The organism is Streptomyces gobiensis, assembly GCF_021216675.1.
In the GTDB taxonomy this organism is placed as follows: domain Bacteria; phylum Actinomycetota; class Actinomycetes; order Streptomycetales; family Streptomycetaceae; genus Streptomyces; species Streptomyces gobiensis.
Map to the genome: position 1 here is coordinate 282,278 of NZ_CP086120.1, position 18,596 is coordinate 300,873.

16 protein-coding genes and 1 pseudogene are annotated in these 18,596 nt (G+C 70.4%); 8 read left to right on the plus strand and 9 right to left on the minus strand.

Annotated features, from left to right (window positions below):
- Positions 1-176: 176 nt before the first annotated feature.
- From test1122_RS01375 to test1122_RS01395, 5 genes are all read left to right on the plus strand, one after another.
- Positions 177-941 (plus strand): IclR family transcriptional regulator, encoded by a 765-nt coding sequence (locus test1122_RS01375; RefSeq protein ID WP_232267310.1) that lies wholly within the window; start codon positions 177-179, stop codon positions 939-941.
- A gap of 171 nt (positions 942-1,112) precedes the next feature.
- Positions 1,113-1,907: an MIP/aquaporin family protein gene (locus test1122_RS01380; RefSeq protein ID WP_232267311.1), complete on the plus strand. Its 795-nt coding sequence runs from the start codon at positions 1,113-1,115 to the stop codon at positions 1,905-1,907.
- Between the two features lie 43 nt (positions 1,908-1,950).
- The gene (gene glpK / locus test1122_RS01385) at positions 1,951-3,477 is read left to right on the plus strand and encodes a glycerol kinase GlpK (protein ID WP_232267312.1); all 1,527 of its coding nucleotides are present in this window, start codon (positions 1,951-1,953) and stop codon (positions 3,475-3,477) included.
- 5 nt (positions 3,478-3,482) lie between these two features.
- A complete protein-coding gene (locus test1122_RS01390; protein WP_232267313.1) occupies positions 3,483-5,093 on the plus strand; it encodes a glycerol-3-phosphate dehydrogenase/oxidase in 1,611 nt (536 codons plus the stop codon).
- 412 nt (positions 5,094-5,505) lie between these two features.
- Positions 5,506-6,546 (plus strand): PAC2 family protein, encoded by a 1,041-nt coding sequence (locus test1122_RS01395; protein WP_232267314.1) that lies wholly within the window; start codon positions 5,506-5,508, stop codon positions 6,544-6,546.
- Between the two features lie 33 nt (positions 6,547-6,579).
- On the opposite strand, the gene mshC is transcribed toward test1122_RS01395, so the two are convergent.
- From mshC to test1122_RS01420, 5 genes are all read right to left on the minus strand, one after another.
- The gene (gene mshC, locus test1122_RS01400) at positions 6,580-7,809 is read right to left on the minus strand and encodes a cysteine--1-D-myo-inosityl 2-amino-2-deoxy-alpha-D-glucopyranoside ligase (protein WP_232267315.1); all 1,230 of its coding nucleotides are present in this window, start codon (positions 7,807-7,809) and stop codon (positions 6,580-6,582) included.
- A 511-nt stretch (positions 7,810-8,320) separates the two neighbouring features.
- Positions 8,321-9,178, minus strand: a complete 858-nt coding sequence (locus tag test1122_RS01405; protein ID WP_232267316.1) for an SCO1664 family protein — start codon at positions 9,176-9,178, stop codon at positions 8,321-8,323.
- Positions 9,139-9,732: a DUF3090 domain-containing protein gene (locus test1122_RS01410; RefSeq protein ID WP_232267317.1), complete on the minus strand. Its 594-nt coding sequence runs from the start codon at positions 9,730-9,732 to the stop codon at positions 9,139-9,141. Before test1122_RS01410 ends, test1122_RS01405 begins: the two co-directional genes overlap by 40 nt.
- Positions 9,733-9,797: 65 nt before the next feature.
- Positions 9,798-10,499 (minus strand): histidine phosphatase family protein, encoded by a 702-nt coding sequence (locus test1122_RS01415; protein WP_232267318.1) that lies wholly within the window; start codon positions 10,497-10,499, stop codon positions 9,798-9,800.
- 128 nt (positions 10,500-10,627) lie between these two features.
- The gene (locus tag test1122_RS01420) at positions 10,628-11,677 is read right to left on the minus strand and encodes an LLM class F420-dependent oxidoreductase (RefSeq protein WP_232267319.1); all 1,050 of its coding nucleotides are present in this window, start codon (positions 11,675-11,677) and stop codon (positions 10,628-10,630) included.
- A 75-nt stretch (positions 11,678-11,752) separates the two neighbouring features.
- Here test1122_RS01420 and test1122_RS01425 point away from each other — a divergent pair, with 75 nt between their 5' ends.
- Together test1122_RS01425 and test1122_RS01430 are read left to right on the plus strand one after the other, a co-directional pair.
- Positions 11,753-12,766 carry an aldo/keto reductase gene (locus tag test1122_RS01425; RefSeq protein WP_232267320.1) on the plus strand — a complete coding sequence of 338 codons (1,014 nt, stop codon included), beginning with the start codon at positions 11,753-11,755 and terminating at the stop codon, positions 12,764-12,766.
- Positions 12,742-14,745 (plus strand): annotated as a pseudogene (locus tag test1122_RS01430) (helix-hairpin-helix domain-containing protein); the annotation flags it as partial. The gene test1122_RS01425 and the pseudogene test1122_RS01430, both read left to right, overlap by 25 nt.
- A gap of 17 nt (positions 14,746-14,762) precedes the next feature.
- On the opposite strand, the gene test1122_RS01435 reads toward test1122_RS01430, so the two are convergent.
- A complete protein-coding gene (locus tag test1122_RS01435; protein WP_232267322.1) occupies positions 14,763-15,437 on the minus strand; it encodes a hypothetical protein in 675 nt (224 codons plus the stop codon).
- Between the two features lie 47 nt (positions 15,438-15,484).
- Here test1122_RS01435 and test1122_RS01440 point away from each other — a divergent pair, with 47 nt between their 5' ends.
- The gene (locus test1122_RS01440) at positions 15,485-15,673 is read left to right on the plus strand and encodes a DUF5703 family protein (protein WP_232267323.1); all 189 of its coding nucleotides are present in this window, start codon (positions 15,485-15,487) and stop codon (positions 15,671-15,673) included.
- Positions 15,674-15,740: 67 nt separating this feature from the next.
- Here test1122_RS01440 and test1122_RS01445 read toward each other — a convergent pair whose 3' ends face one another.
- The 3 genes from test1122_RS01445 to test1122_RS01455 form a co-directional block, all read right to left on the minus strand.
- Positions 15,741-16,613 (minus strand): chaplin, encoded by an 873-nt coding sequence (locus test1122_RS01445; protein ID WP_232267324.1) that lies wholly within the window; start codon positions 16,611-16,613, stop codon positions 15,741-15,743.
- 155 nt (positions 16,614-16,768) lie between these two features.
- Positions 16,769-17,002, minus strand: coding sequence for a chaplin (locus test1122_RS01450; protein ID WP_232267325.1), 234 nt, complete (start codon positions 17,000-17,002; stop codon positions 16,769-16,771).
- Between the two features lie 158 nt (positions 17,003-17,160).
- Positions 17,161-18,528 (minus strand): M20/M25/M40 family metallo-hydrolase, encoded by a 1,368-nt coding sequence (locus test1122_RS01455; RefSeq protein ID WP_422396897.1) that lies wholly within the window; start codon positions 18,526-18,528, stop codon positions 17,161-17,163.
- Positions 18,529-18,596: the final 68 nt, after the last annotated feature.

An 18,596-nucleotide genomic window follows, 5' to 3' on the forward strand; every position in this document is an offset into this window, starting at 1 on the left:
GTTGGGCAGACGCACCCGGTCAGGGTAGCGGTCAGGGCGATTCGACCGGGAGGCATTCCGATGCGTGGACGGCCGTAGACTCACGCTGGCTACCAGGACATCGGCATGGTCCGATAGCGTTCGGCATTGTCGACCATTTGTCGCCGCCATGAGCGGCAGGGGAGAGAGGTTGTCCGATGGCCCGGAGCATCCAGTCACTGGAGCGGGCAGCGGCGGTACTGCGCCTGCTCGCTGGTGGTGAGCGGCGGCTTGGACTCTCAGATATCGCCTACACCCTCGGGCTGGCCAAGGGCACCGCACACGGGCTGCTGCGCACCCTCCAGCAGGAGGGCTTTGTGGAGCAGGACGAGGCCTCGGGCCGGTACCAGCTGGGCGCGGAGCTGCTGAGGCTCGGCAACAGCTATCTGGATGTGCACGAGCTCCGTGCCCGTGCCCTGGTGTGGTCCGATGACCTGGCCCGCTCCAGTGGTGAGGCCGTCTATCTGGGCGTGCTCCACCAGCAGGGCGTGCTGGTGGTGCACCACGTCTTCCGGCCCGATGACAGCCGTCAGGTGCTGGAGATCGGCGCGATGCAGCCGCTGCACAGCACCGCCATGGGAAAGGTGCTCTCGGCGTACGACCCGGTGGCGCACAGCGAGGTGGTGGAGGCGAAGCGGCAGCCCTTCACCGACCGTACGGTGACCGAGCTGGCGGATCTTGAGGCATCCCTGGAGATGGCCCGGACACGTGGCTGGGCCTCCGATGTGGAGGAGACCTGGGAAGGCGTCGCCTCGATCGCCGCCCCGATCCATGACCGGCGGCGGCTGCCGGTCGGCGCGGTCGGCATAACCGGCGCGGTGGAACGGGTGTGCGAGGACGGTGTCATCCATGCCGAGCTCGTGGCCTCCGTACGGGACTGTGCCCGCGCCGTCTCGCGCGACCTGGGAGCCAGCCGCTTCTAGGCCCTCGGCCACGGCTGGACAAGGCACGATTCAGACACGTTCGAGATTCTGGGCGTTCACACCTCTTGACGACACCCCCCTGGAGGAGAAAACTGCCGTGCGGCGGTCGACATTGTCGAACACCGGACGGGACCCGGTTTCCGCCATCCCCCTTGAACAAAGGAGTCGCGGGTGTCCACCTCCGACATTCTCATCGGCGAGATCATCGGTACTGGCGTTCTCATTCTGCTCGGCGGCGGTGTCGTCGCTGGCGTCGTCCTCAAGCGCACAAAGTCTTTTAACGCCGGGTGGCTCGCCATCACCTTGGGCTGGGGCCTCGCGGTCCTCACCGGCGCTTATATCTCCGTCGGTGTTTCCGGCGCGCACCTGAACCCGGCTGTCACGGTCGGCATAGCCATCAAGGAAGGCGCCTGGGACAAGGTGCCCTTCTACTTCGCGGGCCAGCTGCTCGGTGCGATGATCGGCGCCGTCCTGGTCTGGGTCGCCTACTACGGCCACTTCGTGGCCCACCTCACCGACCGGGAGGTGGTCGGTGGTCCGGGCGCCCAGGCCACCGCGGTCGCCGACCGGGAGGAAAAGCAGGTCAAGGGCCCCGGCCCGGTGCTCGGCGTGTTCTCCACCGGTCCGGAGATCCGTAACGCGGCGCAGAACCTGGCCACCGAGGCCATCGGCACCTTTGTACTGGTCCTGGCGATCCTCTCCCTGGGGCTCACCGAGGGCCTGGCGGTCTCCGGCACCGGAGTGCTCATCGTCGCTCTTGTCGTCGTGGGTATCGGCCTCTCGCTCGGCGGCCCGACCGGGTACGCGATCAACCCCGCTCGTGACCTCGGCCCGCGTATCGTGCACGCACTGCTGCCGCTGCCGAACAAGGGCGGTTCAGACTGGAGCTATGCGTGGGTTCCGGTCGTTGGTCCGCTGCTCGGCGGCGCGCTGGCCGGCGGCATCTACCAGCTCGCGTTCGCCTGAGGCTTTCTCCTTTCCCCACACGACTTCTTGGAGTATCCACACTATGACTGACAGCCACACCACCGGCCCATTTATCGCCGCGATCGACCAGGGCACCACCTCCAGCCGCTGCATCGTCTTCGACACCGACGGCCGGATCGTCGCGGTCGACCAGAAGGAGCACGAGCAGATCTTCCCGAAGCCGGGCTGGGTCGAGCACGACGCCATGGAGATCTGGACCAACGTCAAGGAGGTCGTCGACGGGGCGATCGCCAAGGCGGGCATCACCCGGGACGATGTCAAGGCCATCGGCATCACCAACCAGCGCGAGACAACCGTGCTGTGGGACAAGAAGACCGGTGAGCCCGTCCACAACGCACTCGTCTGGCAGGACACCCGCACCGACACGCTCTGCAAGGAGCTGGGCCGTAACGTCGGCCAGGACCGCTTCCGCCGGGAGACGGGCCTCCCGCTCGCCTCCTACTTCTCTGGGCCCAAGATCGTCTGGACGCTCGACCATGTCGAGGGACTGCGTGAGCGTGCCGAGCGCGGCGAGATCCTCTTCGGCACCATGGACTCCTGGGTCATCTGGAACCTCACGGGTGGTACGGACGGCGGCGTGCACGTCACCGACGTCACCAACGCCTCCCGCACCATGCTCATGAACCTGCACACCATGGCCTGGGACGAGAAGATCTGCCAGTCCATGGGCGTCCCCATGGCGGTGCTGCCCGAGATCCGCTCCTCCGCCGAGGTGTACGGCCTCGCCAAGGGCGGTGCGCTGGACGGTGTACCGGTCGCCTCCGCGCTCGGCGACCAGCAGGCCGCCCTGTTCGGGCAGACCTGCTTCGCCACCGGTGAGGGCAAGTCGACCTATGGCACCGGCACCTTCCTGCTGATGAACACCGGCAATGAGCCTGTCAACTCCTACAACGGCCTGCTGACCACCGTCGGCTACCGCATCGGCGACCAGGAGCCGGTCTACGCCCTGGAGGGCGCGATCGCGGTCACCGGGGCGCTGGTGCAGTGGATGCGGGACCAGATGGGCCTGATCAGCACCGCGGCCGAGATCGAGACCCTGGCCAGCTCCGTCGAGGACAACGGCGGCGCCTACTTCGTACCGGCCTTCTCCGGTCTCTTCGCCCCGTACTGGCGCTCGGACGCGCGCGGTGTCATCGCGGGCCTCACCCGCTATGTGACCAAGGCCCACCTGGCGCGGGCCGTGCTCGAGGCCACCGCCTGGCAGACGCGCGAGATCGTCGACGCGATGGCCAAGGACTCCGGTGTCGAGCTGACCGCGCTCAAGGTCGACGGCGGAATGACCTCCAACAACCTGCTGATGCAGGCCATCTCGGACTTCGTGGACGCGCCCGTGGTGCGGCCCATGGTCGCCGAGACCACCTGCCTCGGCGCTGCCTACGCGGCCGGCCTGGCCGTCGGCTACTGGCCCGACACCGACGCGCTGCGCGCCAACTGGCGCCGGGCCGCTGAGTGGACCCCCCATATGGATGCGGACGTACGCGACCGCGAGTACAAGAACTGGCTCAAGGCCGTCGAGCGGACCATGGGCTGGCTCGAAGAGGAGAACTGATCAGCATGAACACCCTGCAGAGCGTCCCCACCCTTGGGACGCACCCGGCTGCCGGTTTCAACCCTGGCCGTGCCGAGACAAGAGAGGTGCTCGCGAACGCGACATACGACCTCCTGGTCATCGGCGGCGGCATCCTGGGCACCTCGGTGGCCTGGCATGCGGCGCAGTCGGGGCTGCGGGTGGCGATGGTGGACGCCGGCGACTTCGCCGGTGCCACTTCGTCCGCGTCCTCGAAGCTGGTCCACGGCGGACTGCGCTATCTGCAGACCGGCTCGGTCAAGCTGGTCGCGGAGAACCACCACGAGCGGCGGGTGCTGGCCAAGGATGTGGCTCCGCACCTGGTCAATCCGCTCACCTTCTATCTGCCGGTCTACAAGGGCGGCCCGCACGGCGCCGTCAAGCTGGGCGCGGGCGTCTTCGCCTACTCCGCGCTCTCCGCCTTCGGTGACGGTGTCGGCCGGGTGATATCCCCGGCCAAGGCCGCCGCCGACAACCCCGGGCTTCGCACCGAGAACCTCAAGGCGGTCGCGGTCTACGGCGACCACCAGATGAACGACTCCCGGGTCGCCGTCATGACGGTCCGGGCGGCCGTCGAGTCGGGCGCTGTGGTCCTCAATCACGCCGAGGTCACCGGGCTGCGCTTCACCCATGGCCGGGTGACCGGTGCGGAGCTCAAGGACCGGCTGGACGGCACCGAGTTCGGGGTGAACGCCCGGCTGGTGCTCAACGCCACCGGGCCCTGGATCGACCACCTGCGGACGATGGAGTACGCGGGCGCCGCGCCCAGCATCCGGCTGTCCAAGGGTGCTCATGTGGTGCTCAAGCGCAAGGCGCCGTGGAAGGCCGCCATGGCCACCCCGGTCGACAAGTACCGCATCACGTTCGCCCTGCCGTGGGAGGACCAGCTCATGCTGGGCACCACGGACGAGGCGTACGAGGGCGACCCGGCCGACGTCCGCGCCACCGAGGCCGATATCCAGCAGATCCTGGAGGAGGCGGCCTTCTCGGTCCGTGACGAGCACCTCTCCCGTGATCTGATCACCTATGCCTTCGCGGGCCTGCGGGTGCTGCCCGGCGGTCCGGGCGGCGTCGAGTCCGCCAAGCGCGAGACCGTCGTCACCGAGGGCCGGGGCGGCATGCTGTCGGTCGCGGGCGGCAAGTGGACCACGTACCGGCACATCGGCCGCACCGTCATGAACAAGCTCGCTCAGCTGCCCGGCGGGCCGCTGAACGAGGACATGGAGCCGATCTCGCAGCTGCCCCGCCGGGTGCCGCTGCCGGGCATCGCCAACCCCAACGCGGTCGCACACCGGCTGCTGGTGGACCGCGAGCCCAGTACCCGGCTCGACCCGCTGACCGCGCGGCATCTCGCCACCCACTACGGGGCGCTGTCCTTCGACATCGCCCGCCTGGTGAACGAGGACCCGTCGCTCGCTGAGCGGATCCACCCGGACGGCCCGGAGATCTGGGCGCAGGTCGTCTACGCCCGGGACCACGAGTGGGCCCAGACCGTCGACGATGTGCTCCGCCGTCGCACCACGGTGACCATCCGTGGCCTGGACACCCCGGAGGTGCAGGACCGGGTGGAGAAGCTGCTGGGCGATCGCCAGGCCTGACCTGGTCCGGCGGTGCCGTACCCGTATGACCGAGCGCGCACGCCGCTCGGTCATACGGGTACGCGCGTTCATACGGGTAACGCACACCGGTACCGATGGTCACTGAGGTGTTTCAGCCAAGTTGCCCGCGCTGCCAGGCCAGTTGTGGTGACCAGCGGCGACGCCGCAATGCCCCAGCGGGGCGGGTACGGGAGTTATGTCACCCGGCGAAACATGGCTCGTCCCGCGGGTGACGCCCGGCCGAGCCGGGCGGATTCCGGCCCGCCAGCGGGGCGGGACCGACTCAGCAGGCTCATAGGCGTGCGAGGGCTGCGGCATGGGCACCGTCACGCCGTAGGCTGGGCCCGCACGTACAACGAACGGCAGCCGGTGCGGAGTGGACGACTTCGTCCCGGCCGGAAGGAGGCACTGGGTGATCGAGCTCGAGGGGGTTCCCGAGCTGGTCGACCCGGTTATGGTGGCCGCGTTCGAAGGCTGGAACGACGCCGGCGACGCCGCCTCCACCGCGGTCGGGCACTTGGACCGGGAATGGAAGGGCGAGGTATTCGCGGCGCTGGACGCCGAGGATTACTACGACTTCCAGGTCAACCGGCCGCATGTGTGGCTGGACGGCGGGGTGCGGAAGATCACCTGGCCGACGACCCGGCTGTCGGTGGTCCGGGTGGGCGGTGACAAGCCACGGGACCTGGTGCTGGTGCGCGGCATCGAGCCGAGCATGCGGTGGCGGTCGTTCTGCAATGAGCTGCTGGGCTTCGCCCATGAGCTGGGCGTGGAGATGGTCGTCGTGCTGGGCGCGCTGCTCGGCGACACCCCGCACACCCGTCCGGTACCGGTCACCGGTGTCACCTCGGACGCGGACCTGGCGCGCACGCTCGACCTGGAGGAGTCCCGCTACGAGGGCCCCACGGGCATCGTCGGCATCCTGCAGGAGGCGTGCACCCACGCCGGCGTACCGGCCGTGAGCCTGTGGGCCGCAGTGCCGCACTATGTCTCGCAGCCGCCCAACCCCAAGGCCACTCTCGCCCTGCTGAACCGGCTGGAGGACCTGCTCGGTGTGCGGATCCCGCTGGGTGAGCTCCCGGAGGACGCCCGGGCCTGGCAGCTGGGCGTGGACCAGCTGGCGGCCGAGGACAGTGAGGTGGCGGAGTACGTCCAGTCGCTGGAGGAGGCACGGGACACCGCGGAGCTGCCGGAGGCATCCGGCGAGGCGATCGCCAAGGAGTTTGAGCGCTATCTGCGGCGCCGCGACGGCCAGCCGGGCGGGCATGGCGGGCACGCCACGGACAGCGGGCTCGGTGGCGTCGGCGGTGCCGGTGACACGGGCTCGTATCTGCGCGATACGGGCAGCGGCCGCACCCGGCCGCCGAAGCGGAAGCCCGGTGACACGGAAGAGCCGCCGGAGACATCCGGTTCAACGGAAGAACCGGACGACTCCGACGGCTCGGAGAAGTAGCGCTGCAGAAAGAACGCCGCCGCGGCAAGACGTTCAGAGTGCGACACCCAGGAGGGCGTCCACGGCCCGGGAGACCAGGCCGGGGGCGCCCTCGTCCGTACCACCCGACGAGTGCTGGGTGGCGGCCCAGCGGTCGACCGCGGCCAGCGCGGCGGGGGTGTCGAGATCGTTGGCGAGCGCCGCGCGGATCTCCTCGACCAGCGCGTCGGCGCCGGGACCGTCGGGGCGGGAGACGGCGGCGCGCCAGCGGCCCAGCCGGGCGGTGGCCTCTTCGAGTACCGCGTCGGTGTACTCCCAGTCCGCGCGGTAGTGGCGGGCCAGCAACGTGAGCCGGATGGCGGCCGGGTCGACCCCGTCCCGGCGCAGGGCGGAGACAAAGACCAGGTTGCCCTTGGACTTCGACATCTTCTCGCCGTTCAGGGCGACCATACCGGCGTGCACATACGTCTTCGCGAACGGGTAGTCGCCAGTGAGCGCTTGGGCGTGCGAGGCGCCCATCTCATGGTGCGGAAAGGCGAGATCGGAGCCGCCACCCTGAACGTCGAAGCCCATACCGAGATATTGGAGGGCGATGGCGACGCACTCGATGTGCCAGCCGGGCCGGCCGGGCCCGAGTGAGGCGCCGTCCCAGCGCGGTTCACCGTCGCGGGCGGCCATCCACAGCATCGGGTCCAGCGGGTTCTTCTTCCCCGGGCGGTCCGGGTCCCCGCCGCGCTCGGCGGAGAGCAGCCGCATGGCCTCGGCGTCCAGCCCGGAGACCTCACCGAAGTGCGGGTCGGCTTCGACGGAGAAGTAGATGTCGCCCTCAAGCTCATAGGCGGCACCGGCGTCACGCAGTCGCTCAACGAGGGGGATAATCCTGGGTATTGACTCCACGGCGCCGATGAACTGCCTCGGGGGGAGCATCCGCAGGGCGGTCATGTCCTCCCGGAAGAGCGCGGTCTCGCGCTCGGCCAGCTCGGTCCAGTCCTGCCCGGTGGCGCCGGCCCGCTCCAGGAGGGGGTCGTCGATGTCGGTGACGTTCTGTACGTAGTGGACCTGCCGCTTCGTGTCGAGCCATACGCGCTGCACGAGGTCGAACGCGTTGTACGTCGCCGCGTGCCCCAGATGGGTGGCGTCGTAAGGCGTGATGCCACAGACGTAGATACGGGCGACGGGACCGGGGGCGAGGGTTACCCGTCCGCCGGTCGCGGTGTCGTGGATCCTGAGGTCGCGGCCCTTGCCAGGCAGGGCGGGGACCTCGGAAGCGGGCCAGGCATGCATGGACACGAGCCTAACCGGACGGTTGTTCTTGAAACGAACGGCACCTGCGCAGATGGCCGAAACCGTGCGCACGGAAGCCGGCTCCGCCGCGCGGCGGGGCTCCGCCCCCAGGGCCCCGGGGATCGCCGCTGCGGCTCTGCCGCGTGGCGGGGCTTCGCCCGGCTGCGGGGTGCTGTGGGTGGGGGTTCCCCAATTCCCGCCCCTTCCCGGCTGTGCCGATATGCGGCTCAGCCGCGTGGCGGGGCATCGCCCGGCTGCGGGCGTGCCGTGGGTGGGTGTCCCCGTGTCCCGCCCCTTCCCGGAAACCGGGGCTCCGCCCCGGGGCCCCCGGGGTTGGCCGGTGCGGGCCGGTGGCCGGGTGTTGTGCCCACCCTCCCCCATAGCCTTAAGGGCATGGGGGGACCCCCATCGCCCCTCGGGCGGAACGACTGCCCACAACACGGGTGGGGGTCTGGGGGCGTAAGCCCACAGTTTCGGGAAGGGGTGGGTCAGGGGGATTCCCCCCGGGCACCTACACCGGTGGCCAGGGGATGGCGGGCCAGTCGCCGCTGGGCAGGGGGTGGCGTCCGGTGTGCAGCAGGGCGTCGGTTCGCTTGCGCAGCGCGTCCAGCTCGGCCGGGGTGATCAGCTCGGCCAGCCGGGTGGCCAGCGGCCGCCCCCCGGAGAGTTCGTCGGCCAGCGCGCGCAGCGACGCCAGCGCCTCGGCGGGCAAGGGCTCGCCGGACCACCCCCACAGCAGGGTGCGCAGCTTGTCGTCGGTGTGGAAGGTGACCCCGTGATCGATGGCGAACAGCCGGCCGTCCGGCAGCGGCAGCAGATGGCCGCCCTTGCGGTCGGCATTGTTGATCACCGCGTCCAGCACGGCGAGCCGGCGCAGCCGCTCATCATCGGCGTGCACCAGCAGCGCGGTGCGGCCTTGGCCCACGTCCGCGAGGCCCACAGCTTTCCAGCCCGGCTCGGGCTCCTCGCTGTCCACCAGCGCGAGGAGCTCCTCCGCCGCCAGCGGCTCCGCCTCCGCCGTGTCCGGGGCGGGCCCGACCCACTGCTGGCACATGCCTTCGCCATAGGGCCCGTCCCGCAGGACCGTGGGCGGCACCAAGTCCCAGCCCAGCGCCCGGCAGACCTCGTACGTGGCCACCTCGCGCTGGGCGAGGGTGCCGTCGGGGAAGTCCCACAGCGGGCGTTCCCCCGCGACTGGTTTGTAGACACAGGGCGTGTTCTGGCCGTCGGCGGCGACCGTGCCGTAGAGCACCGCGTTGGACGCCTCCCGGATGCGCCCGCGCACCGTCAGCTCGCCGCTGGCCAGCAGCGTGGCCAGGGCTTCCGGGGTCACGCCGCCCCGCGGCGGTATCCGTTCTGGCGCGGACATACGTGTCCTTCCGGATCAAGCGGCAGACTGCACAGCGGGCAGGGCGGACGGCCCGCGTTGACGACCTCCATGGCGCGCTTGGCGAAGGCCCGCGCCATGGCCCCGCTGAGCCGTACCCGGAGCATGGGCGGGCCGTTCTCGTCGTCCTGGAGCAGCCGCTCCTCGGCCTCGGCGAGGTCCTCTTCGGAGTCGGCCTCCAATTCAACCAGGGCCTGCGCCTCAACGACCATCCGCTCGCTCTCCCCGTCCCAGGCGAGCGCCATGGTGCCAACCCGGAATTCTTCCTCAACGGGCGACTCCAGCGGCTCGGTGTCGGAGACCTCGGACGGCGCTACGGCCGGGACGGGCGCGCTGCCGCCGCTGCGCCGTACGACCTCGTCAAGGAGCTCATCGATCCGCTCGGCCAGCGCTTCGACCTGGGCCTTCTCCAGGGCGACGCTGGTGGTACGGCTGCCTGCGGACGCCTGCAGGAAGAAGGTGCGCCGTCCGGGCAGCCCGACCGTACCGGCGACAAATCGGTCCGGGGGGTCGTAGAGGAACACCTGACGGGACACGTCCGCTCCAACGGATTCGACTACTGGGGTCACTGGCACCCTACTGCCCGTACTGATCAACGCGCTTACGCACCGCCCCCGACAGCGGCGTCCGCCGGGTTTCCCTCCCGCCCGCCGGGGGACGTGGAATCCTCACGCGGGGCCAGCGACCCGAGTGCCCCGGTCTCGCCGAGCCGCAGCAGAAAGGGCCGCAGCGGGGTGTAGCGGATCACGGTGACGGTGCCGGGTGCGACGGAGATCCGCTGGAACAGGTCCAGATGCATACCGAGGGCGTCGGCAACGATCGACTTGATGATGTCGCCGTGCGAGCACATCAGATAGAACGCGTCCGCCCCGTGCTCCGCCTCAACGCGGATGTTCCAGTCCCGTACGGCCTCAACGGCGCGCTGCTGCATGGCGCGCATCGACTCACCGCCGGGGAAGACGGCGGCGCTGGGATGCTGCTGAACGGTGGCCATCAGCGGTTCATCCGCGAGTTCGGCGAGCTTACGGCCCGTCCAGTCGCCGTAGTCGCACTCGCCGATGCGCTCATCGGCGGTGATCTTCAGCTCCGGCCGCTGTGCTGCCAGCGGTTCAAGGGTCTCCCGGCAGCGCCGCAGTGGGCTGTGTACAGCGGCGGCCAGCGGGAGTCCGGCGAACCGTTCAGGCAGGGCGGCGGCCTGTGCGACGCCCCGGTCGTCCAGCGCGACGCCGGGCGTACGGCCCGCGAGCACTCCGGAGGTGTTGGCGGTGGACCGGCCATGGCGCACAAGCAGCAGCGTGGGCATGCCAGCCAGCGTAAGGCAGGCCGGGCGTAACCCCTCGGGGCCGGTGGGCGTTGTGCTGAATGACGGCCGTGGCGGGGAAGACCCCGAGCCCCCACCACGGCCGCAGAACGCGTAGAGAGGGGCGGGGGTTACGCCAGCCCGGCCCGTTCCATGGCCTCGACCGCCGCCCGCAGCGAGGCGATCCGCTCGTCCAGGGTGAAGCCCGCGGGTGCCAGCGAGAGCGTGGTCACCCCGGCTTCGGCGTAGGCCCGCATCCGGTCGGCGATCCGGTCGACGGGGCCGAGCAGGGTGGTGGAGTCGATGAGCTGCCGGGGCACGGCCGCGGCGGCGCCCTCCTTGTCGCCGGCCAGGTACTTGTCCTGGATCTCGGCGGCCTCCTTCTCGTAACCCATGCGCTGGGCGAGCCTGTTGTAGAAGTTCTGCTTACGGCTGCCCATGCCCCCCACATAGAGCGCGGTGTACGGGCGGAACTGGTCGGCCAGCGCGTCCACATCATCGCCGACCGCCATCGGCACGGTCGGGCAGACATCGAAGTCCGCAAGGTCCTTGCCCGCCTTCTCGCATCCGGCACGCAGCGAGCCGAGGGTCGTCTCCTCGGCGTGCTCAGGCGCGAAGAAGATCAGCAGGGCGCCATCGGCGATCTCACCGGTCTGCTCCAGGTTCTTCGGGCCGATGGCGGCGATGTAGAGCGGAATGTGCTCGCGTACCGGGTGGACGGTGAGCTTGATGGGCTTGCCCGGGCCGTCCGGCAGCGGCAGGGTCCAGTGCTCACCGGAGTGGGTCAGCCGCTCGCGGGACATCGCCTTGCGGACAATCTCGACGTATTCGCGGGTGCGGGCGAGCGGCTTGTCGAACTTCACGCCGTACCAGCCCTCGGAGACCTGCGGACCGGAGACGCCCAGGCCCAGCCGAAAGCGTCCGCCGGAGAGCGAGTCGAGGGTGGCCGCGGTCATGGCGGTCATGGCGGGCGTACGGGCCGGGATCTGGAAGATGCCGGAGCCGACGTCGATCCGCTCGGTCTGGGCCGCCACCCAGGAGAGCACTGTGGGCGCATCGGAGCCATAGGCCTCAGCGGCCCAGCAGACCGCGTAGCCGAGGCGGTCAGCCTCCTGCGCGACCGCGAGATTGTCCTGGTCCATCCCGGCGCCCCAGTAACCGAGGTTGATCCCGAGTCGCATCGCGCTCTCCTTACTGATCAGTAACGTAACTGTCCCCCGGACTCTAGCGCGCCCCCGGAAGTAGTCTCAACGCCCATGGAGCCACGGCACCTGGGCCACACGGGCCTGCGCGTATCCCGGATCGGACTGGGCACCCTCACCTGGGCGCGGGACACCGGGGAGCACGGCTTCATGGAACAGCACGCCGAGCAGCACGCCGCCGACCTGCTGAAGACGTTCTGGGAAGCGGGCGGCACCCTGGTGGACACCGCCGATGTCTACGCGGACGGCGGTGCGGAATATCTTCTGGGGCGGCTGCTGGACGGTCTGGTGCCCAGGCGGGAGCTGGTGATCGCGACCAAGGCGGGCAGCGTGCCGGACCCGTACCGGCGCTTCGACGGCTCGCGCGGGCACCTGCTCGCGGCGCTGGATGCCTCACTGCAGCGGCTCGGCACCGACTATGTCGACCTCTGGCAGGTCCACGCCTTCGACCCGCGGACGCCGCTGGAGGAGACGCTGCAGACGCTGGATATCGCGGTGAGCAGCGGCCGTGCCCGCTATGCCGGGGTCTCCAACTTCTGCGGCTGGCAGCTCGCCAAGGCCGCCACCTGGCAGCTCGCCGCACCGGGAACACGTACCCGGCTGGCGAGCACACAGATGGAGTATTCGCTGCTCCAGCGGGGCGTGGAGCGGGAAGTGCTGCCCGCCGCGCTCGATCTGGGGGTCGGGCTGCTGCCGTCCTCACCGCTGGGTCGCGGGGTGCTGACCGGGAAGTACCGGAGCGGGGCGAGCCCGGTGGGCTCACGGGGCGCCTCGGAGCGGCTGGCGGCTTTTGTGGCGCCGTATCTCGACGAGGCGGCGGGACGGATCGTGGACGCGGTCGCCATAGCGGCCGACGGGCTGGCGGTCACCCCGCTCCAGGTGGCCCTGGCATGGGTGCGTGACCGGCCGGGAGTGGCCGCGCCGATCGTTGGCGCGCGGACATCACAGCAGCTCACAGAGGCTTTGTCGGTGGAAGCCCTTACTCTTCCTGATGAGATCAACCAGGCGCTGGACGATGTGTCCGCCCCGGTGCACCACTATCCCGATCAGGACTGGAGCGCGCTGTGACCATCCCTCAGGGCCCCCAGGGCAAGGCAGCCGAGCTGCTTGCCGCCGTGCGCGCGGTGGAAAGCGGCGAGCGCTCGGCCGCGGAGTTCTTCGCCGCCCCCGAGCCCGCCTCCCGGCCCCGGCGGGCCGCCACACCGACGCCTGCTCCCACCCCCGCTGCCGGGGAGCCGGGACCGGTCACGGTGCCGGACGAGGTGCGGACGGTGCTGGCCGAGGGCGGGGCCCCGGAGTCCCTGGGCCGCGCGGTCGTGGCGGCGCTCGGCCAGCAGGCCGCCGAGGGACTGCGCGAGGACCCCTGGCGGCTGCTGGCGGTCGCCGGAGTCCGGCCCGAGCAGGCGGACTCCTTCGCCCGGGCGCTGCTGGGCGCGGAGGCCAGGGGGTGCGGCCCGGATGAGCCACGGCGGGCTCAGGCCCTGGTGGTCTGGCTGCTGGAGCGGGCGGCGCGCTCCGGGCACACCGCGCTGGAGGCCACGGCGCTGGGCAAGGGGCTCGCACAGTACGGCGTGCCCGATCCGGAAGGGGCGGTCCGCGAGGCGGTGGAGGCCGGTGCGGTGCTGGCCTTCCACGACATCATCAGCGATGGCAGCAGCCAGCCCACGGCCGGGGAGGCCGAGGAGATCGCGGGGGCCGGAGAGGCCGGGGAGGCCGGGGAGGAGCAGCCCGTACGGATCCTGCTGGGCCTGGACCGCTGGGCGCTGGCCGAGGAGAGCCTTGCCGACGGGCTGAACCGGCTGGTGAACACCTTCGCGCCGCCCGGCGAGGAGGACACCGCGGCCAGTCGTTCGGCCTGGGAGGACACCGCCGCCGCGGCGGTGTCGCCCTCCACGGCGGAGCTCATCCGCGCCGCGGCGGGCAGTGGTCTGGTCGTCCACACCGGCGGCGAAGCCGCGCGGGCGGAGCCCGCGGCGCTGGTGGCCGCGGCGCGGGCACTGGGGCTGCGCGCCTGTGCGGCGGTCCACAGCGAGGACGGCCGCCAGCGGCTCGCGGCGCTCATCGGCACCGCCGCCCGCGCAGACGAGGAGTCCGCCGAGGAGCCCCTGCCCGCCGTAGTGACCGTTGCCGGGCTGCTGGCCGGGCGGGAGGGGCCCGGGCGGGACGAGGACGGGGCGTATGACATCGATCTGCTCGCCGTGCTGGACGCTCCGCAGCTGGACGCCGAGACAGCGGCGACGCTCGTGGAGTCACTGCCCGACGGTGCCCGGCTGGTCCTCAGCGGCGACCCGCGGGTGCTCGGGGCGGCCGGCGCGGGTCAGGTACTGACCGACCTGCTCGCGGCCCGGATCTGTCCGCAGGTGGCCTCCCGGACACCGGATCCCGGCCCGGTCGGCGAGCTGGTCTCGGGGATCGGGATCGGCGAGCTGGGCCAAGTGGCGGCGCCCGGCAAGGAGGTTGTGATCGTTCCTGTGCGGGATGCCGGGGAGGCGGTGCACCGCACCGTGCAGCTGGTCGCGGACTCGGTGCCGCGGGCCATCGGGGTGCCCACCGAGCAGACTCAGGTGATCACGCCGGGCCATGGCGGCGCGGCGGGCACCCGGGTGCTGAACGCGGCCTTGAAGGAGCGGCTGAACCCGGGCCCTGGCCGGTTCGGCGGCTTCGACCCGGGTGACCGGGTGGTCTGCTCCCCCGCCGCGGGGCGCTCCGTCATCGGCTCCGTGGTCTCGGCCGACGCGGACGGGCTGCGACTGGAGTGTGCCGGGCATCCGGTCACCGTGGCACGGGAGCGGGTCGCCGAGACGGTACGGCACGGCTGGGCGGTCACCGCGCACCAAGCGGCCGGCCAGCGGTGGCCTGCCGCCGTAGTGGTCCTGCCGGGCGATGCCGTCCAGGCCCTGGACCGGGCCTGGGTGTACACCGCGTTCGGACGGGCGGAACGGCATCTTTCGGTCGTGCAGGGCGTGGACCAGGCGCTGCCCCACGCTGTCGCGGAGCGTCCCGCGCCGGAGCGCATGACCCGGCTGCGCGGTCTGCTTCGCGGCTAGGTGCGGGGAGGGACCGGTCAGGGCGCTGCCTCGTCGTCATGGGTGCCGTAGAGCTCTTCTTCGTCGAAGACGGAGCTGATGTCGAAGCGGCAGATGACCCGCTGCGGGTCGACCGCGTCAAAGGGAGCGGCCAGCCACTCCCCCGGCTCGGCGGGCTCGTCGCCGGCCGCCACCCAGAGCGTGGAGTCGCCCTCCGTCAGGCCGAACTCCTTGTGTCTGGTGGCGATCTCATCGGGCTCGAACTCCCCGAAGAGCACCCCGAGTGCGGCGTGCACACTGCTGCCCGCCGCCGGGCCCTCGCCCTCGGCGGTGTCCGCCGAGTCCGGGTCGAGTTCGGTGATGCGCTGGGCCTGGGCAAGCAGCCGCAGCGGTTCGGAGACGGTGTAGTCCCGGCGGATCAGCACGCTGAGCACGCTTGGGTCATCGGGACCGAGATAGGCGGGCGCGCTTTCGCCGCTCGGAATCTCGAAGGGGGTGACCTCGTCATAGGCGTCGTACAGCAGCTCGTCGTACGCTTCGCCCGCGGCGGCCAGCTCGTCGAATGCGGAGTAGACGTCCGTATCCGCCTCGGCGGCCGCGTTTCCGTCGGAGGCCCGTCGTTCGATGGCGTCGAGGTGACGGTCCAGCGCGGTCTTCAGCGCTTCGACGGCGGCACGTACCTCGGCAGCGGTGGGCTGCGCAGCATCAGACATAGTGCAGACGCTATCCGTATCCGGGCCCCACACGCACAATAGATGCGATGCCGGAATACGAATTCTGTGATGTGTACGTCCCGCGAGGGGTCTCCCGCAGAGCCGCCACTCGTCTGCTGACCGACCAGGCCGAGTACGAGCACTGGGAATTGGACCGGTTGCGGCTCAATCCCGATGGCAGTCGCCGGGTGCGGTTGCGCCGACGGATCATCCGACAGTTGCGCGCCACGTGGTAACGCGGATGGCGGCGAAGCGGGCTCCACCGAGGCGGGACCCGCTCCACATGGTGCCGTACGCCCGGGCTCAGCCTCGCGCGGTGCGGGAGCGCCGGTAGAGCACGTAGCCACCGATCAGCAGCCCGGCGCCGGCGGGGAGGGCGGCGCTCAACGCGGCCCCACCGGTCTGCGCCAGCTCGGGCCCCGGCTGCCGCACCGGCCGCTCAGGGGCCGATCCGCTGCGCTGCTCCGGAATGCCGACGTGCGCCTGTTCAGCCATGGCCTGCTCGGTCCTGGCCTGCCCGGCCTCGCCCCGCGCGGCCTTGGTCTTCCCGGGCTTGGTCTTTCCGGGCTTGCCGGTCGTGGACTTGCTGTCCTTGCCGTTCTTGCCCCTGTCCGAGGCGTCCGCCTCCGGGTCCAGGATCTCGGCCTCCGGCCTCTCCGACGTGTCCTTCCCGTGCCCCGGCTGCTCCGTCTTCGGCCACTTGTGCTTCGGGTGCTTCGGCTTGGAGTGCTCCGGGGCGTGGCCCGAGGAGTTCTCGCAGCTGTTGCCCGTCGCGGTGTTGCCGGCGCCAACGACGTTGACGCTGTTGCCACAGGCGTTGACCGGGACATTCACAGGTGCCTGCACGGTGTTGCCGGAGGCGACACCGGGTGAACCCTGGGCCTCGCCCCTGGCATGCGAGGAGCCCTGCCCTGCGTGGCCGTGGGCTTGCGCGCCACCGTTGACGCACTTGTTGCCCATCGCCGGGTTGAGCACGCCGACCCCGTTCACGGTGTTGCCGCAGGCATTCACCGGTACGTGCACGGGAGCCTGCACGGTGTTGCCGGAGGCGACACCGGGTGAACCCTGGGCCGTGCCGTCGGCGCCCGCGTCCGCCTGCGCCACCCCGCTCGACATGGCGAGCGCGCCGCCCACGGCGGCTACGGAGATCAGGCTCTTCCTGGTGACCTGTCGCATGGTTGACTCCTGCATTCGTTGCTTGCGAAATGCGCACAGGCGGCTCTACGGACTCACGTCCTGGGCACACCTGCTCGACCAGAAACCCGACGACCCCGGAGCGCATGGCGCGCACTCCGGGGTCATGGCATCCGCCTCGGGTTGAGACAACGACGTCAGTCGTTGACGCAGGTGTTGCCGAAGGTGGGGTTCAGCAGCCCGATGATGTCGATGGTGTTACCGCAGAGGTTGATCGGAATGTGGATGGGCACCTGAATAACATTGCCGGACAGGACACCCGGGGAGCCCACGGCGGCGCCCTTGGCACCGGCGTCGGCGACGGCCACACCTGAACCGGCGAGGACCAGACCACCGGTGGCAGCCGCGGTAGCGACAACCTTCTTGAGCATTCTTCCTCCTTGTTGGCAATGCGGTCCCAGCCGCGGACCGCATCACCTGTAACGAGGAGGGAGGAATCGGGCAACGACCCGGGGCACGCATTCACCCTTCCTGAGTACACACGTACACCCGGACGATTCCGACATCGGGCGGCGTTCCGGTCAGCCCGTCAGCACTGGTCCAGGAACCGGTCCAGCACCCGTACGCCGAACTTCAGCCCATCCACCGGCACCCGCTCATCGACGCCGTGGAACATTCCGGCGAAGTCCAGCTCCGGCGGCAGCTTCAGCGGTGCGAAGCCGAAGCATCGGATGCCCAGATCGTCAAAGTGCTTGGCGTCGGTACCGCCGGAGAGCATGTACGGCACGGCCCGCGCGGCCGGGTCCTCGGCTTTGAGCGAGGACCGCATCGCCTCGACGAGCGCCCCGTCGAAGGTGGTCTCCAGAGCCTTGTCGGCGTGGTCGTCCGTACGTTTCACCTTCGGCCCGAGGATGCGGTCCAGATCGGCCAGGAACTCCTCCTCGTATCCCGGCAGAAAGCGGCCGTCCACATGTGCGGTCGCCTGCCCGGGGATCACATTGACCTTGTAGCCGGCGCCGAGCTGGGTCGGTGCCGCGGTGTTCTGCAGCGTAGCGCCGATGATCTTGGCGATGCCGCCCAGCTTGGCGAGCGTCTCCGCCATGTCCTCGGGATCCAGCTCGGTGCCGAGGGCGTCGGAGAGCTCATCGAGGAAAGCCCGTACGGTCTTGGTGGGCCGGACCGGGAACTTGTGCCGGCCGAGCCGGGCCACCGCCTCGCACAGCTCGGTGATCGCGTTGTCGGTGTTGGTCATCGAACCGTGCCCGGCGGTGCCCTCGACGGTGAGCCGCATCCAGTGCATGCCCTTCTGGGCGGTCTCGATCAGATAGAGCCGCAGATTCTCGTTGACGGTGAACGAGAACCCGCCGACCTCGCCGATCGCCTCGGTGACCCCCTCGAAGAGCCCGGGGTGCCGGTCGACCAGGTGCCGGGCGCCGTACACACCCCCCGCCTCCTCGTCCGCGAGGAACGCGAGCACGATGTCACGCGGGGGCCTGCGTCCGGTGCGCAGCCGATCGCGTACGACCGCGAGGGTCATCGCGTCCATGTCCTTCATATCGACGGCACCACGCCCCCAGACGCAGCCGTCGGCGATCTCCCCGGAGAACGGGTGATGGGCCCAGTCATCCGCGTTGGCCGGAACCACATCCGTGTGCCCATGGATGAGCAGCGCGGGCCGGGAAGGGTCCTCGCCCTCGATTCTGGCAACGGTCGAGGCCCGCCCCGGAAGCGATTCGAAGATCTGCGGCTCCAGCCCGACCTCGGCGAGCTGCTCGGCCACATACTCGGCGGCGGCCCGCTCGCCGGGGCCTTCGTTGTTGCCGTAGTTGCTGGTGTCGATCCGGATGAGATCGCGGCAGATGTCAACGACCTCATCCTCGCTGGTAGCGACGCTGCCTGCCGTGGTCGAGCTCGACTCGCTCACACTGCCTCCTCCTGTAGCGGGGTCCGCCCCCATCCTCCCGCCTTCGCCTCCCCGCCCCAAGGGCCAGGGGTGATCGCCGGGGCCGATTCCAGTGCTATGGT